The organism is Candidatus Zixiibacteriota bacterium (assembly GCA_016933955.1).
In the GTDB taxonomy this organism is placed as follows: Bacteria; Zixibacteria; MSB-5A5; order GN15; family PGXB01; genus JAFGTT01.
Genome location: JAFGTT010000027.1, coordinates 165,152 through 181,925, shown reverse-complemented (window position 1 = coordinate 181,925; position 16,774 = coordinate 165,152). Strand labels below are relative to the sequence as shown.

At 48.4% G+C, this 16,774-nt stretch carries 12 protein-coding genes; all 12 read left to right on the top strand.

What is annotated here, in order from left to right:
- Positions 1 to 9 precede the first annotated feature (9 nt).
- The 12 genes from JXQ28_09715 to JXQ28_09660 all read left to right on the top strand — a co-directional run bounded on the left by JXQ28_09715 (position 10) and on the right by JXQ28_09660 (position 16,772).
- The gene (locus tag JXQ28_09715) at positions 10 to 321 is read left to right on the top strand and encodes a hypothetical protein (GenBank protein ID MBN2278010.1); all 312 of its coding nucleotides are present in this window, start codon (positions 10 to 12) and stop codon (positions 319 to 321) included.
- 4 nt (positions 322 to 325) lie between these two features.
- Positions 326 to 2,137: an arginine--tRNA ligase gene (gene argS, locus JXQ28_09710; protein ID MBN2278009.1), complete on the top strand. Its 1,812-nt coding sequence runs from the start codon at positions 326 to 328 to the stop codon at positions 2,135 to 2,137.
- Between the two features lie 13 nt (positions 2,138 to 2,150).
- On the top strand, positions 2,151 to 3,536 hold the full coding sequence (locus JXQ28_09705) for a hypothetical protein (protein ID MBN2278008.1): 1,386 nt from the start codon (positions 2,151 to 2,153) through the stop codon (positions 3,534 to 3,536).
- Between the two features lie 103 nt (positions 3,537 to 3,639).
- On the top strand, positions 3,640 to 4,989 hold the full coding sequence (locus JXQ28_09700; protein MBN2278007.1) for an MATE family efflux transporter: 1,350 nt from the start codon (positions 3,640 to 3,642) through the stop codon (positions 4,987 to 4,989).
- Between the two features lie 150 nt (positions 4,990 to 5,139).
- Positions 5,140 to 5,901, top strand: a complete 762-nt coding sequence (locus JXQ28_09695; GenBank protein MBN2278006.1) for a fumarylacetoacetate hydrolase family protein — start codon at positions 5,140 to 5,142, stop codon at positions 5,899 to 5,901.
- Complete coding sequence (locus tag JXQ28_09690) at positions 5,888 to 7,693, top strand: hypothetical protein (protein ID MBN2278005.1); 1,806 nt, start codon at positions 5,888 to 5,890, stop codon at positions 7,691 to 7,693. Before JXQ28_09695 ends, JXQ28_09690 begins: the two co-directional genes overlap by 14 nt.
- Positions 7,693 to 8,598 (top strand): hypothetical protein, encoded by a 906-nt coding sequence (locus tag JXQ28_09685; GenBank protein ID MBN2278004.1) that lies wholly within the window; start codon positions 7,693 to 7,695, stop codon positions 8,596 to 8,598. The genes JXQ28_09690 and JXQ28_09685 overlap by 1 nt, the downstream gene beginning before the upstream one ends.
- Before the next feature lie 209 nt (positions 8,599 to 8,807).
- The gene (locus JXQ28_09680) at positions 8,808 to 10,007 is read left to right on the top strand and encodes a hypothetical protein (GenBank protein MBN2278003.1); all 1,200 of its coding nucleotides are present in this window, start codon (positions 8,808 to 8,810) and stop codon (positions 10,005 to 10,007) included.
- A 3-nt stretch (positions 10,008 to 10,010) separates the two neighbouring features.
- On the top strand, positions 10,011 to 13,271 hold the full coding sequence (gene lptD / locus JXQ28_09675; protein MBN2278002.1) for an LPS assembly protein LptD: 3,261 nt from the start codon (positions 10,011 to 10,013) through the stop codon (positions 13,269 to 13,271).
- Between the two features lie 150 nt (positions 13,272 to 13,421).
- Positions 13,422 to 13,697 carry an HU family DNA-binding protein gene (locus JXQ28_09670; protein ID MBN2278001.1) on the top strand — a complete coding sequence of 92 codons (276 nt, stop codon included), beginning with the start codon at positions 13,422 to 13,424 and terminating at the stop codon, positions 13,695 to 13,697.
- A gap of 118 nt (positions 13,698 to 13,815) precedes the next feature.
- Positions 13,816 to 16,134 (top strand): DNA translocase FtsK 4TM domain-containing protein, encoded by a 2,319-nt coding sequence (locus tag JXQ28_09665; GenBank protein MBN2278000.1) that lies wholly within the window; start codon positions 13,816 to 13,818, stop codon positions 16,132 to 16,134.
- 23 nt (positions 16,135 to 16,157) lie between these two features.
- Entirely contained in the window at positions 16,158 to 16,772 is a 615-nt protein-coding gene (locus JXQ28_09660) for a hypothetical protein (GenBank protein MBN2277999.1), read from the top strand.
- Positions 16,773 to 16,774 lie beyond the last annotated feature (2 nt).

The following is a 16,774-nucleotide window of genomic DNA, read 5'->3' as shown; positions in this document are numbered from 1 at the left end:
GGATCGGTCGTGATATTGAGCAAAAGTGAACTGGCCCGTCAGATCCATTATGTTTTGAAAGAGACATATCCCGGGCTGGAATTCGACCCGGAGATTATTATTGGTCTGATTACGGAATCGGGAACGGGTGAGGGTGAAGAGCTTCAATTCGGGGCGGGGGAACTGGCCCGGATAATGAATATGGATTTGGGGAAAGTGATAGAACAGGTTTATCGCGGATTGGGAATCGACTTCGAAAAGAACTGGCATGACAAAGTCCTGTTTAAGATGACGCTGAAAAATGATATGCTGATTTTTAAACCGATTACAGAGCACGGATGAAAGTATGATTAAGGATAAATTCAGAGAACAGGTTGCCGAATTAACTGCCCTTTCTTCGGCCCGGGCCTTTCCCGAGGCGAAAGAAGCGCATCCCGAACTGTTCATATTCGATGCCGCTCAAATATACAACCGTCTGGAGACTCCCAAGAATCCGGAGATGGGCAATTTTGCCCTGCCATTGTTTGAAGCGGCCAAAATAATCCATAAAAATCCAGCGGAAATAAACAGGCAACTGGTGCAGGTGCAGAATGACTATGTGCAAGAACATCCCGAATCAGGTCATTTCATTTTTTCGGCGGTGGGAGGTTTCAATAATTGTCGGATTGACCTGCCCCATCTGGCCGGAACCACTCTGCCGGGAATCCTTAAAGAAAAAAAACGCTATGGATCATCGGATGTCGGCGCCGAAAAGAGAATTGTCATTGATTTTTCATCGCCCAATATAGCTAAACCATTCGGAATCGGGCACCTTCGGACAACCGCCATCGGCCACTCGCTTTATCGGATTTTCGAGAAATTGGGTTATCAATCAATTGGGATAAACCATCTGGGCGACTGGGGGACGCAATTCGGCAAAATGATCGTAGCCTACAGGAAATGGGGACAACAGGAGGATCTCGGCGAGGAGCCGGTGATGAAGCTGTTGAATCTTTATGTCCGTTTTCACCGGGAGGAGAAGGATAACCCGTCACTTGGCGATGAAGCCCGGGAAGCATTCAAAAATCTTGAATCGGGTTCTCCCGAGGAAATCGAGCTCTGGAAGAAATTCAAGAACCTGTCGCTGGAGGCCTTTGAAAAAACCTATCAACGGCTCGGGATCCGGTTTGATTATTACACCGGGGAATCGTTTTACAATGAGCAGATGCCGGGTGTTCTTGAAGCGATTAAAAGTCTGGGGCTGACCAAAATCTCACAGGGAGCTCTGATTGTTGATCTGGAACCATATGGATTGCCACCCTGTCTTCTGACCCGGGCCGATGGAGCAACCCTTTACGCTACCCGGGATATTACGGGGATATTTTACCGCTGGCAGACTTTCAAATTCGAGAAGGCTTTATACGTGGTCGGTTCCGCCCAGCGGGATCATTTTCGGCAGGTATTTAAGGTTGTCGAGTTGATTGAGGAGGCGGAGAAGACTCCTTTGAAAAGACGGGTTTCGCCGCGGCTGGAGCATGTCGAGTTTGGCTGGATTAAATTCCAGGATAAGATGATGTCCACCCGGGAGGGCAATATTATCCTGCTTGATGATGTTCTGGACAAAGCGGTCGAGCTGGCCCGGAAGAAAATAGAAGAAAAGAATCCTGATTTGAAAGAAATCGAAAAGACAGCGCAACAGATCGGGATTGGGGCGGTCCTTTTTGCCGACATGTCGGCCCGGCGACAGAAAGATGTTAATTTCGACTGGGATGAAGTTCTCAATTTCGAAGGCGAAACCGGTCCGTATCTGCAGTACACTCATGCCCGGTTGTCATCGCTGGTGCGCCATTATGGAAAGGTTTTACCGGAGGCGGTTGATTATTCGCTTCTGGATCAGCCTGAGGAGTACCGGGTGGTTGATTTGCTCTACAGGTTTCCGCAGAAAATAGATGGGGCGGCGGCAACCTATGAACCGTACGTAATCAGTTCGTACCTGCTGGAACTGGCGGCCGCTTTCAACAAAGTCTATCAGCGAAAAGATTCCGAGGGACGAATCGATAAAATAATTTCCGAGAATGAGAAATTGTCCGAGGCCCGCATGATGCTGGTCGAGGCGGTTAGAATAGTGATCAAAGAAGGATTGTATTTACTGGGGATTGAATCTCCTGAAGAAATGTAGAAAACAGGTCAGAATGATGAGTATTACCATTTATCCCATAAAACAAATGCCCGGCGATATCATAATCGGGGGTGATTACGATACCACCCAGATGGCGCTGATTCTCGGCGCCCTGGCCTCTGGCGAGACGATTATCAATATCTACAATAAATCACTTAATACCGGGCGGACCGTTGATTTTTTAAAAAATATCGGGAGTCGGGTGATTGTCGATGGAGGAACTCTCCGGGTTGGCCGGGGAGATGGACCGACCATACCCGAAGACCGGCATTTGACTTATGGCGGTGATATTTCCCCGCTGTCGTTGATTATCGGGCTGCTGGCAGGGATGAATGAATCATGCATTCTTGACTACGGCGAAGCTGTCAATTCCGATATTATCGACAGCCTGACCGAGGTCCTCAATAAAAAGGGTATTGATATATTTCATGAGGCCAATTCCCGACAGGTCGTTTTCCGCGCCTCGGCAGAGCATCCCATCGAGATAAAGATATCGTCTTCATTGTCATATTCAAAGAACTGTCTGCTGGCTTTTGGTCTGGTTTCGGGATGCTCGGTTAATATCCGAGAGTTTCGAATCACTTCGGGGGTTTTCCAGAAGGGGATCAAAAGATTCGATGGGGATATAAATATAATGACCCCGAAGCCGGAGTTCAAGCCGGACCCGCACGACCCGCGTAAGAGAATTAGGACCACAAGCGTCGATTACAAGCGGGAAATAATCCTCGGTCCGTCGGTTCGTCTTCAGGGGCAGACGATTAATATCCCGGTTGATTTCGATATGGCGGCGGCTCTGATAACCCTGGCAGTTATAAAGAAAAAAAGTATCACCCTGCCGGGTATCAGTATGGATAATAACGCCACCGGCTTTTTAAATCACCTGAAGGCGTCCGGGATGGATGTTAAGACGGGGGAGAGAAAAAACGTCGACGGTTTCCAGATTGGCGAGGTGACGGTGACGGGGAAAGAAATCAAAGTTCGAAGGACAGCCGGATCGCTGGCCACTTCGCTTATCGATGAAATTCCTTTTCTGGCCATAATAGCAGCTGCCGGGAAGGGGACCTCGGTAATCAGGGGCGTTCGGGAGATGAGCGAGTCAGGATTGAATCCTTTTGAGGAGATCACGGCCAATCTGCAGAAAATGGGGGTCAAGAGCGGAATAATGGAAGATGGTCTGGTGATCGAGGGAACCGGGGTTCTGGCCGGGGCGGATTTCGGCCGTTTCGAAAATCCCAGGGTTGGTCTGGCCTTTCTGATAGCCGCTATGGCGGCTCAGGAACGATGCACTTTCGATGATTTCTCGAATGTCGTGCAACATTATCCGGATACGGGCATAATATGGCCGGTTGAATTGATGGGACAGAAAACGGTAACGGAAGAAGATGATATCCGAGCCTGAAGTTTGTTAAATATGATGAGATCGGCTTTTATAACATAAGACCGCGGTTTAAAATAGATAAGACACTTCGTTTGCATTCAAGGATAAATCCCGGATTTGAAAAATGGCCCGCGTGCAGAATATAACCGATGGCCCGATACTGCCGACGGTAATTCGGCTGGCATGGCCGGTGGTGGCCTCAACAGCCCTCGAATTCGCCCTGCAAATAACAGACTATTTCTGGGTCGGATTTTTGGGGACGCCGGAACAGGATGCTATCACCACCTCAATGATCGTCACCTGGACACTATTTGCGGTCGGGGCGGTGATAGTTATTGGGCTGACAGCTCTGGTATCGCGGGCGATCGGTGCCGGCAAACCCGATGAGGCTTCTTTTTTCGCACGGCAGGGAGTCTTAATGGCCGTCGGGATTGGGGCCGCTCTTTCGATTCTGGGTTTATGTCTTACACCTAAAATACTGATGTTTATGAAGGCCGGGGACCGGGTGGTTGCTCTGGGAATTCCCTATCTGCGGATATTTTTCGGCGGGATGGTTTTCCTATTTATCAATGAATCGCTTGGTTCCATATTCAGGGCCTCGGGCGATACCAAAGCGCCAATGATTGCTCTTTCCACCGGCACGCTGTTGAATCTGGTTCTGGATCCGCTTCTAATTTTCGGATGGGGACCGTTTCCGGCTATGGGTGTGGCAGGGGCGGCCACCGCCACAATTTTATCGGTTATGGTCAGTTTTTCGATTTATGTGATCATGATCGTTCGGGGCCGTCTGGAATTTCCCTTGGGGAAATGGTATCGAACAAGGCCAGTGCCGAAAGCCATGCTTAAGATTATAAATATCGGACTGCCGATATCCACCCAGAATATTGTTTTTGTAACGGTGTACTGGTTTATAATCCAGATTGTTCATCACTATGGTACGACGGCCGGGGCGGCGATGGGGATCGGCAACCGGATGGAATCGCTGTCGTACCTGACGACATTCGCCTTTTCCATAGCGGCTTCGACTATGGTCGGGCAGAATCTGGGGGCCGGGAAGCCGGATCGGGCCAGTCGCGCGGCCTGGACCACAGTCGGTTTGGTGGTGGCGGAGACGTTTGTTATCTCAATTTGCTTTCTAACCATTCCCCATCTGATTGCCCGGGTTTTTTCATCGGACCCGGAAGCCATTGCCATAGCGGTCGATTATTTGAAAATACTCGGTTTATCACAGATTTTCATGGGCATTGAGATTGTTCTCGAAGGGGCTTTTTCAGGGGCCGGGAACACCCTGCCGCCCATGTCGGTATCGATTCCCGGTTCAATTGCGCGTTTACCATTGGCCTATTTTCTCTGTTTCACCCTGGATATCGGTGTCAATGGAGTCTGGTGGACGCTGACCATTACCTCGCTTTTCAAAGCCCTGATTCTGGCCGCCTGGTTTAAAAAGGGCAATTGGAAAAAGAAGAAATTATAACCCGTTTAATAACTTGACATGGTTTAACATCTCCGTTTATTTGGGGTGACGTGGCCGGAAAAAATACTGATTCCCGCAAGCGGCAACGGTAAATAATGGGGCAGAGATGAATCCGGTCGTTGCTGATGGAAATTATAACAAAGAATCGATATGGAAAGATTTGTAAGATTTGAAGCAACCGAAGGGAAAGAATGGGGCATCCTTGAGGAAGGGAAAATTCTGAAGATTTCGGATAATCCCGTTTATCCGTATGAATCGGAAGGGAAGTACTACGAACCATCGCAGGTAAAACTGCTGGCGCCGGTCGAACCTGGCAAGATTGTCTGTGTCGGTCTGAATTATAAGGAACATGTCAAGGAGTCGCAATCGGCAGATAAGGTGCCCGAAGAGCCGGTTCTGTTTTTAAAGCCGCCATCAGCTCTGATCGGCCCCGGAGCCAGGATATATTATCCTGACATGGCCGGCCGGGTTGATTACGAGGCTGAGCTGGGAGTGGTGATCGGCCGGGAATGCCGTAATGTGGCGGCGATTGAGGCCGAGGATTATATTTTCGGATTCACCTGTGTCAACGATGTTACGGCTCGTGATTTGCAGAAAAAAGACGTACAATGGACGCGGGCCAAAGGTTTTGATACCTTCTGTCCGGTCGGGCCATGGATTGTCGATAAGCTGAAGTTCGAGGATGTCGAGGTAGAATCATTTCTTAATGGTGAATTGAAGCAGTCGGCGCGGACCTCGATGATGATTTTTCCGATCGTTAAACTGGTGAGCTTTATATCGCAGGTGATGACCCTTTATCCCGGTGATCTGATTTCCACCGGAACTCCATCGGGGATCGGTCCGATGCAACCCGGAGACCGGATCGAGGTCAGAATCGAGGGAATAGGTTCTCTGGTCAATGATGTTATCTAAGTTCTTCCGAGCATTACCGATTTTCTGCCTTTTTGTCGGCGTTGCCGATGCGGCGACGATCGATACCCTTTGGATCAAGGCCAACCTGAATGCCGAGCGTAAAATTATCGAGGGATCGCTGACCTGGATTTTGCCCGATCGCCCCGACCTGACTTCCTTTGAATTCCAGCTTTTCCCCAATGTATATTCTTCGGAACAGACTCTCTACCTGGAGAAGAATCATGGTCTGAGAAGTCATCTGAAAGAAACCGGAGTCTGGGGATCAATGTCAATCGATTCGATTATGATGAATGGCCACGATATCAGTTCATTTTTGAAAATCGAGGAAACCGGGGGGCATTGTGTACCGGAGCCGCCAGAGTCTATTGGGGGAGAGCGGATACAGATATTTTTCAGGACATTTTTACCGGACGTTGGTGACCGCCTGATGAATTTCGAAAACGACTATTTTCTTGATGGGTGGTATCCGCGACCGGCTCTATTGACCGAAGATGGTCGCTGGGTACAGCCGGAATACGGATCATTTGCCGAACTGGTCGGCGATTATTATTTCTACGATATTCAATTTACCTCTCCGTTCATACAAAAGGTTGCCGCTGGAGTCCGGGCTGTTGACAGCACTGAAGATAACATGCTTATGACTCGCCATTATTCATTCGGGCCGATTCATGATTTTGCCCTGGCCATCTCACCGGATTTTATTCTCGATTCCCTGGTGCATGATTCGATAACCATCATGATATTCTGCCGGGATTTCGAACGCCCGGTTCTGCCGAGAATTAAAAGGGCGGCTGAAGTAGTCTTTGATTATATGTCAGATCGGGTAGGTCGGTATCCTTATGATTATTGCAGTATTGTCTTGATGGACAGGTTATTCGCCGGGGGCGTTGAATTACCGGGGATGGTGGTTTTATCGTCCCCAGGGGGAGGGGTATTAATAACCAGATTATATGAATCATTGGTTATCCATGAGTTGATCCATCAGTGGTTTTATGGCGTTATCGGTTCCAACCAGATCGAGAATCCCTGGCTGGATGAATCGATAACCTGTCTGTTTACCCGGAAAATAATGGAAGAACAATGGGGCGTCGATGGAAACCTGCTTAATCTGGCCGGATTTAAGGTGAGCGAGCGGGATCAATTGCGGGCCGGGTCAAACCTGCTGATGGGATCATATCCATTATCTCTTTCGGCCAATGAGTTCCCATCGCCGGAAGAATACTATAAAATGATTTATTCGCGCGGTCCTTTGATTGTCGAGACAATCGAAAATATAATGGGCGATTCTTTGACGGCGGTTTTCTGGAAGACCTATTTTGAACGATTTCGCTTTGGACATCCGGATACCGATGATTTTCTGGCGCTGGTCGATGAGACAGCCGGACCAGATATTGAAAAGGCCGCCGGACAATTAATCTACCAACCGATGACAATCGATTACTCGATTTTCGGCCTTGAAAACCGAATGATTGATTCGGTCAATTACAAAATTGCGTTGGTACTCATGAAAAAGGGCGGGCTTGATCTTCCGATCGAATATCACCTGTTTCTGGATAACGGCGACACGTTGACAGAGTCCTGGAATCCGATTAAAGAAACCGAGGAATTCAGTTTCATTTACCCCTCACCAGCCATCGGGGTAGTGATCGACCCGGATGGAATTATAGCGATCGATGGCAACCTGTTTAATAATTCGCTTACTCTCAAGACCGACAACCGGCCGGGATTCCGGATGACCTCGGGGATGATGTTCCTGATGGAATCATTGCTTAGTTTTCTGGGCGGAATGTGATGTTCGAGATTTTTAGACAATTTTCGAAGGTTATAATTATTCGTCGGCTATGGCTGTACCTGTATCTTTTTAAAGCAATTTTCGCGGCCCTTCTGGTTCTGCCATTTTTCATGACCGTCAATGCCATCGCGGCGCCATCGCCGTTTTCGCTGACACTTCTCGATCACTGGGATATGTCGGTTATTATGGAATTAATGACGATGACCTATACGGCGGCCCCGGCCCTTCTGATGATACCGGTTGTCGGCGCCATTATTTATGTCGTTATAATGCAATTTTTGAATGGCGGCATTTATTTTTTAATGATATCCCGCGGGTTTGAAAAAGTTGACTGGAAGGAGTTTTACGGCGAATGCGGGATTAATTTCGGTGCCCATATAAAGATTACGCTTGTCATGCTGATTATCTACTCTCTCCTGATACCATCGGGGATGTTTTTTATAAACATGGCAGGGTTGGCCGGGGGGAATTTGATAGGTTTACCGGCTGTGCTGTTTGCGCTGTTTAAATTATTGATCATGATATTGATTTTAACGGCCGCTTCGATCTTCTCGGATTCGGTTCGCGCCGCGTGCGCGGCTTATCCCGAGAAAAGCATCAGGGAGAAGTTAAAGCTGGGTTCGGGCTTTTTAAAACTGCGATTGTGGAGATTGCTTGGAATATATATTGTTACATATGTTCCTTTTTTAATTATCTGGGGTATATCAGAGTGGTCGGCACTTAGGGTTATTATTCTTTTCCCGGCCGCATTGGCTATCCTTTTTGAATTCGTTTTATATCAGTTGTCTTCCATTCTCAGAACGGGTCAGAAACTCTGGTACCTGGTAATTATGGGAGGAATATTCAGGGATTCATATCCCGGACGTTTTCTGCCAAATCAAATAGAATTGCCATTGGGTGATTGAGCCGGTTATATAATTGAAATGATTGTTTTCGGGTCGCTAACGGGGGAGATTCGGGAAATGTGAATCGTCATATTGCCAATTTGCGTTATCATGGTCATGACAAAATTAAGATCAATGTTTATATTCCGGGCGACCGGATAAATGTATAATCAATGGATGACCGGTCATTTGGTGCCTGATACCTGAAAAGGATGGAGACGGATCCTTTCATGACGGAAAAACTTTATCTTAATGATGGTGAAATGCTGGATTTTACGGCACGGGTAATATCCGCCGATCAGGTTGACGGCGGCTGGGAAATTATACTCGACCGGACGGCCTTTTATCCCCAATCCGGGGGGCAGTTATTTGATACCGGCCTTCTGGATAATAAAACCGTCATCAACGTATTGAAGAGAGACGATGAAGTAGTGCATGTTGTCGCTGATTGGGAGACGGATATCGGCACCCTGGTTGAAGGCAAAATTGATAGGGAGCGGCGTCTGGATAACCGACGCAAACACACCGGCCAGCATATTCTTTCCCAATCCTTTATCAGGACGGCCGGGGCGAAAACCGTCAGTGCTCACCTGGGGGAGATAGAATCGACAATTGAATTATCCGTCGCGGAAATCGATGAAAATCAGTTGGAAGCCGCCGAGGATCTGGCCAACCGGATTGTCATGGAAAATCATCCGATCGAAATCGGCTATTATGACCGGGAAGAACTGGGCAATATGCCGATCAGGAAAATCCCGGAATTGGGGGGCGGGGAGTACCGCATTATCGGAATCGGCGATTTCGATTACACCGCCTGCGGCGGAACGCACTGCCGCCGAACCGGGGAAATCGGATCGATAAAAATTATCGGACAGGAAAAAATACGGGGGCATGTTCGGATAATATTTTTAACCGGGCGACAGGCGGTCACTGATTATCGTGAAAAACATAAGGTGCTGACCAGTCTGGTCGGCCGTCTCACCTGCCATTTCACCGATCTTGATGGATCGGTCGGGAAAATTCTGGAACAGAATGTTTCACTTCGGAGGGATCTTACAGATTTAAACAGGCAGATGATGTCATTTAGGGCCGAGAGCCTGATTAAGAATGCCGTCCCGATAGCCGGCGGATACCTGGTAGTCGATCGTTTTGACGGAATTGATATAAAAAACCTTCGGGAATTGGCTCAAGTGCTGGTGCAAAAAGGTCAGGTTGCGGTGGTCCTTTTAGCCGATGATAAGGTATTAATGGCGGCGAGTGAGGACAGCGGGTTTGATGCCTCGCATATGGCGCGGATATTTATGGAGAATTTCGGCGGTCGTGGCGGGGGCAACCGGGCTTTCGCCCAGGTGGGCGGTATTCCTCTTGATAAAAGATCAGAAATTTCGGATAATCTGATAAACATTCTTAAACAGGAACTGGGCGGATAGAGATTGCGCAGGCTGATTTTAATATGGCTGTTTCTGACAGTTATCGGATCGGTATCATTTGGGGCCACCGGAAAATCGCCGCTTTATCTTGATTATTCAGGGACTTATGAGTTTATTCGGGGATTAGACCGGGATACCATTTTTATCACCGATTCGGTCGTTTTCCGCCGCGATGATGGTATTCTTATGGCCGATACCGCCATCTGGATCAAAGGGGAGAGTATAATTCTGGTCGGCCATGTTTTTGTGCAGGATACAGTTTACCAGCTTTCCGCTCATCGGGTAATTTATGATATCAATGCCAACAGCGCCAGGGCTTCGGGTGATACCGTAATTATCATATCGCAATCGGATTCGGTGATGGCGGTCGGCAATAATGCCTATTATAGCCGCGATTCATCGCTCTTCCGCATGGCCGATCGCCCTGCTGTTTATCTCAGTTACCAGGACAGCAGTCGAATGGTTCAAATCGATGCCGATCGGGTGGCCATAGATGCCCTCGGGAAAATCGGCTATGCCGATGGTGAAGTGGTTATCAGTCAGGGAGAGACCGAGTCACGTTCAGGGCGGGCCATTATGTATATGGATGACAATATTCTTCTCCTGCTTGAGGAACCATCGGCCAGAATCCGGCAATCGGAAGTACGGGGGGACACGCTGATACTGTACGGCGAGCATGCGGCCCTGGAGAAAATCCATGTCTGGGGACGGGCCGAAGGGGATTTCCGGGAACCTGCCCGTAAGGATACGACTGTCTTTGACCTGTCGGAACTTCGGGCGTCAGAAATCAGATTCAATCTTGAAAAAGGCGAGCTGAACAATATCGTGGCCTCGGGTCAGGCTTATTCTTTTTATTTCCCGGGATCGGCCGACAGCTCCGAAGTCGTTAAAAACACCGTGTCGGGCGACATTATCAAGCTCTTTATGGAAGACCGGAATATGCGGGCGGTCGAGGTTCTGGGCGGGGCCGAGGGGGAGTATCTTTCCGGGAAATATAAAACCGGTGATTCCGGCCGTACTTTTATCGAGGATTCGGTTCAATATTCCTCGGATAAAATAGATTATTCCATTGTCGATTCCACTATCGTCCTGACGGGAAACGCCTTTGTAAAAAATAAAACCGTTTCCCTGACGGCCCATCAGATTAAATACGGAACCTCGGAAGAAATGGTGACGGCGTACGATGATACCATGATGGTCAATGATTCCGAGTTGGTATATATTCCCGTCATTTTGAAGGACGGGACCGAGGAAATTCTCGGATCTTATATGGAATATTCGATGGACACCGAGAAAGGTTTAATATTGCAGTCGAAATCCGATTACCAGGAGGCTTATTATCGCGGCCGGGAATTATTCCGCGAGGAGAAGGAAGTGTATTATGTCGAGGATGGCACCTACACAACCTGCAATCTGGACTGCCCGCATTTTCATTTCCGCTCGCATAATATGAAAATGATTCAGGGGGATAAGGTGATTGCGCGGCCGGTGGTTTTTTATATTGAGAAGTTGCCGCTGATGATTATCCCTTATTATGTCTTTCCCCTGAAAGCCGGGCGTCATTCGGGATTTTTGTCTTTTCAAATTGGCAACTTCGAGCGGACCGACGGCTATATCCATAATGTGGGATATTACTGGGCGGCTTCGGAGTACTGGGATATTCTGGCCGCCCTTGATTACAATGAGAATTACGGCATGAATTACCGCAGCACCTTCCGCTACAATATCCGTTATATCATGTCCGGTTCCGTTTCCGGATCATATGCCGATGAGACCCAGTATGTCGGCGTTGATGAAAAGAAAACCAAACGCTGGCAGTTCAATTTCGATCATTCCCATACCATCAGTCCGACCTTTTCCATCAAGGCCAGCGGGACCTTTCTTTCTGATAAAAGTTATTATACTGATTTTTCCACCGACCTTGATGATCGTCTGAATAAGAATTTAAGAAGTCAGGTGTCGATATCGAAACGCTGGGGCAATACCTCTCTTTCGGTCCAGTTTATTCATAATGTCGATCTCGATGCCGAAAAACGGACCGATCAGTTTCCCACCGCCGCTCTCAGTTTGCCTCCCTGGCAGATATTCGGGGCCGCCGCCAAAGATGATGAGGGACGGGAAATTCGCCGCTGGTATAACAATATTATTCTCAATTATCGGAACAATCTTAATAATTACAGCCAGAGGACAACCGATACAGCCGGAGTCAGGAGCCGGAGAGAATATATGACCCTTGATCACAGCGCCTCATTATCGGCGCCGTTTGATTTATTCCAATATCTCAAGTTGAATCCATCGGTGTCATACCGGGAGACCTGGTACAAAATTTATGAAACCGATCAGAGTCTCGATAAGGGAATCGATGCTTCGCAATTTTACCGCCGTTATGCCTACAGTACATCATTAAGGGCCTCGACCGACCTGTACGGGACAATAAATCCGAAGCTGTGCAGACTGGAAAGTATCCGTCATGTCATATCACCAAGCGTGACCTTCTCCTGGTCGCCTGAGATAACCAGTCATAATGATATAAAATCTTATACCGGGGTCGGCGGAGGCGGATCGGAATCGAAAAGTATGAGTTTCTCTCTCGGTCAGACCTTCCAGGCCAAGGTTAAATCGGGCGAGGAATATAAAAAGCTGGATATCCTGACGATCAGTAATTCCCTGAGTTATGATTTCAAGGCTGAAGGCCGCAAGTTTTCCTATCTCACCACGACCGTCCGCACTCCGCTTTTAAAGGACTATAATATCTCGGTCGATGCCAGTTTCACTCATGACCTCTATAATCCCGAGACCGATAAGCTGGAGTGGTGGTCGCCGTATTTACTGAGTATGCGTTTTTCCACGACCTTCAGCGCCAGAGGAATACTCTGGGAATACATGGAACCGGATACGACTTCCGGGGGGCTGCTCGGCGGCGGTTCGGGTGCCAACCAGAACTGGAATGTCTCGGTGAGTCATCATTATGAGGAATACGGCCGGGGTTCGTCGTTTACAAAAACCCATACTGTCAGCCTGAGCGGGACGATTAATCTAAGCCCGAGTATCAGGGTCACTTATTCCCAATCCTACGACATCAGGAACGATAAAACGGTCAGCCGGCGAATTGAAATAACCAAGAATTTACATTGCTGGCAGGGGCAATTTTACTGGGTTCCCGATGGTTCCAACCGCGGTTACTATTTTAAGTTGAATATCATTTCCATACCGGATATAAAATTCGAAAAATCCGAATCTGGGATAAGGGCACCTTATCTGTAATTGAATGGTTCAACAGGCATCTGCCAGGCCGCAAAAATAAGGCATTTTTTGAGTATGAAGAATTTTTTTTGTTGACAGGCCCGGGGCGGGCCCTGTTTTTTTATATCAAGTGCCATTAAACCTTTAACTTAAAGCATAAAGGATTGTGCTATGACCAAAGAAGAAATGATTGCCAAAATCGCCACCGACGCCGGTATCAATAAGCGTCAGGCATCGGATGCATTGCACAGTTTCTTCCAGAATGTTCAGACGAATCTGAAGAAAGGCAAGAAAGTAAGCTTTGTCGGCTTTGGCACGTTCTCTGTTTCAAGGAGAAAGGCGCGTATGGGACGCAATCCTCAGACCGGTGAAAAGATAAATATCCCGGCCAGCAAAGTCCCGCATTTCCGCGCCGGTAAAGCCCTCAAGGAGGCTGTTAAGAAATAGCCGCCATACTGTTTCAAAGCGATAAGGCAGAGAACAACTCTCTCTGCCTTTTTTTATTTTGGTTGACCTGTCATGCGGCATAGTATAACTTGATATTCTAAACACAGGTTTTTGATTTATGGCAAGACGGAGTAAAAAAGAGACAACCAACGGCAAAAAAAGAAAAATTCTCGGGATTCTTCTGATTTTATTGTCGGTGTTGATCCTGACTTCACTGGTGACTCACTCGGGCTGGGATGACCGACGGATAACTGATTTCGATAATCCCTGGGAAATCGATTATCAAAACCAGGTGGGAATAATCGGGGCTCTTTCCTCATACCTCTTTTTTATCTTTTTCGGCTGGTTATCCATATTCATACCGCCTTTTCTGGTCATGCTGGCTTTTCGGCTACTTGATTTTGGATGGCGGGCTCGGATAAAGCCGGCCTTGATTTTCGTGACGGCCGCCTGCGCCCTGATCACTATGATTGCCAACGTTTATATCATTACCGAGGTCGATTATACCGCCGGTTATACCGGGGTCAATGGTGGGTGTTTGTTTTATTATCTGACAGTTCTGATTGTGAAGATTTTCGGCCGGATCGGATCGATTCTGATTATGGGGGCGGCGATTATGGCCGGACTGGTAATTATGGGTTTTGCCTATCCCGGTTTAAGAGCCAGGTTGAAACTTCCGACCCTTATGACACCTTCGGGAATAGTTCATTTGACCTGGGCCGGGATAAGAAAGGTCCCCGGAGGGCTTTTATCCATATTTCGGTTCAAATTACCGGAAAAATCCCCGGGAGCTGATTATACAACGGATGATAATATTGGTGATGAGCTGGTCGATCCTGATATGAGTGAAATCGAAGAGGAAATCGAATTATCGGGAGATGTTGGTACGGCCACCGGGAAGCGCAAGCAGGAACGAACCGGGAAAAAAGACTCGGCCCGCAGGCTCAAACTTAAAACACCGACCGTTCCGGTCGGTCGGGAAACCAAAGATTATGTCTTCCCGGGACTCGATTTGCTGAGTGATAATCCGGTCAATGGTCCATCGGTCAGTCCCGATGAACTGGCTTTCACGGCCCGATCGCTCAAGGATACTCTGGAAACATTTCATGTCTCGATTCAGGGGAATATCGAGAAATATCCCGGTCCGGTAATTACCCGTTTTGAATTCAAGCCGGCCGCGGGCATCAAGGTTAATCAGATTGTCAACCTGTCGGACGACCTGGCCTTGGCCCTGCAGGCCAAACGGGTTCGGATTGTCGCTCCGATACCGGGCAAGGCGGCGGTTGGAATAGAAATTCCCAATCGGAAAGCCCGGATGGTCTATTTAAAAGAGATTATTGCCTCAGAGATCTATTCCGACAAACGGGTGCAGTTGCCGCTGGCCTTGGGGAAGACGATATCGGGACGGCCCTTTGTCACCGACCTGGCCAGAATGCCGCACCTGTTGATCGCGGGGGCGACCGGCTCGGGAAAATCGGTATGCATCAATGCCCTGATAACATCACTTATATATCGCCTGCATCCCCGAGAATTGAAATTCATTTTTATCGATCCCAAGATGCTGGAATTGTCGGTTTATGCCGGGATTCCTCACCTGGGCCGGCCGGTAGTGACCAATGCCAAGCGCGCCGAAAAGGTCCTCTCGGATGCAGTGGTGGAGATGGAAAACCGGTACAAAAAACTGGCGGCGGTGGCAGTAAGAAATATAACTGATTTCAACGCCCGCCAGAAAAACCCGGAGGAGCGCATCCCCTATATTGTCATTATTGTCGATGAACTGGCGGATATGATGATGGCCGCGTCATCATCGCGGATAGAAATGCTGATTACCCGCCTGGCCCAGATGGCCCGGGCGGTTGGGATACACCTGGTGCTGGCCACCCAGCGGCCCTCGGTCGATGTTATCACCGGCCTAATCAAGGCCAATTTCTCGGCGCGAATCGGTTTCCAGGTGGCGACCAAAGTCGATTCCCGAACCATTCTCGATGGTAATGGAGCCGAAAAACTGCTCGGAAACGGCGATATGTTGTTTCTGCAGACCGGTCAGCCGGAACCGATCCGGCTTCACGGGGCCTATATCTCCAGCGAAGAGACAGCCGGGTTGGTCAAATTTATCACCGACCAGTTCCCCAAAGTGGAGAAGACCGAGGGCCGGGCGGAGCCCGATGATGATGATGAAATGCAGGATGTGGATATGAGTGATCCGGTGTTTATTGAGGCCGCTCAAACGGTTATTCGCCATAAACAGGGCTCAGTCTCGCTGTTACAGAGAAAACTGGGAATCGGTTATCAGCGGGCGGCCCGGCTGATCGATCAACTGGAGGAGGCCGGGGTGGTCTCCAAATATGACGGCAGTAAGGCCCGAGAGGTGCTGGTGGACAGCTCGTATCTTGAGAAATTGATGTCTTCGAGATCCTTAACCGATTCGAACTCCTGATTCCCCACGGCGTATAAATCAATATGATCAAAACCATAATAAGGATATTCGGACTGATACTCCTGCCGCTATTATCGCTGGTGGATGCGGAAACCGGGGATCCTCTGGAGATGAAGAAACAGGAATATTCCAGGGCGGCGATGATCCAACTTGAGGTCGAAATTGTGGTGGTTTCAGATGTTTTCGATGAAATTGATACCTCCAGGGGAGAAATCACTATCGCCTCGGATGACCGATATCGGGCCGATATCAATGATGATTTTTACCTTTTTGACGGCACCTGTATCCGGGAATATTCGGCCGAGAATGCCCAGGTCACGCTGGATTGCCTTAAGGAAGGCGAATATTTCGAAAATCAGCTGTCTTTTATAAAGGATTTCGATCACTGCTATAAAACCGAAAAATCAAACATCCCCGGTAAGTATCGTTTGACGAAAATCCCGGAGTGCGGGATGCAACCGCCGGATTCCCTGACCATTTCAATTGATAAGAAATCTCCGGCCTCTATCGAATACTTCGATCTCAACGGTGATTTGAACCGGATCAATATTTTGAAAGAAACATTCTACGATTCCATCGATGACGATATTTTCAATTTGCGTCTGCCTGATTCAGTAGAAGTCATCGAACTGCTCTGATT

Coding starts and splice junctions, on each gene's coding strand:
- argS (MBN2278009.1), top strand. CDS start 326: ATGATTAAGGATAAATTCAGAGAACAGGTTGCCGAATTAACTGCCCTT.
- JXQ28_09705 (MBN2278008.1), top strand. CDS start 2,151: ATGATGAGTATTACCATTTATCCCATAAAACAAATGCCCGGCGATATC.
- JXQ28_09700 (MBN2278007.1), top strand. CDS start 3,640: ATGGCCCGCGTGCAGAATATAACCGATGGCCCGATACTGCCGACGGTA.
- JXQ28_09695 (MBN2278006.1), top strand. CDS start 5,140: ATGGAAAGATTTGTAAGATTTGAAGCAACCGAAGGGAAAGAATGGGGC.
- JXQ28_09690 (MBN2278005.1), top strand. CDS start 5,888: ATGATGTTATCTAAGTTCTTCCGAGCATTACCGATTTTCTGCCTTTTT.
- JXQ28_09685 (MBN2278004.1), top strand. CDS start 7,693: ATGTTCGAGATTTTTAGACAATTTTCGAAGGTTATAATTATTCGTCGG.
- JXQ28_09680 (MBN2278003.1), top strand. CDS start 8,808: ATGACGGAAAAACTTTATCTTAATGATGGTGAAATGCTGGATTTTACG.
- JXQ28_09670 (MBN2278001.1), top strand. CDS start 13,422: ATGACCAAAGAAGAAATGATTGCCAAAATCGCCACCGACGCCGGTATC.
- JXQ28_09665 (MBN2278000.1), top strand. CDS start 13,816: ATGGCAAGACGGAGTAAAAAAGAGACAACCAACGGCAAAAAAAGAAAA.
- JXQ28_09660 (MBN2277999.1), top strand. CDS start 16,158: ATGATCAAAACCATAATAAGGATATTCGGACTGATACTCCTGCCGCTA.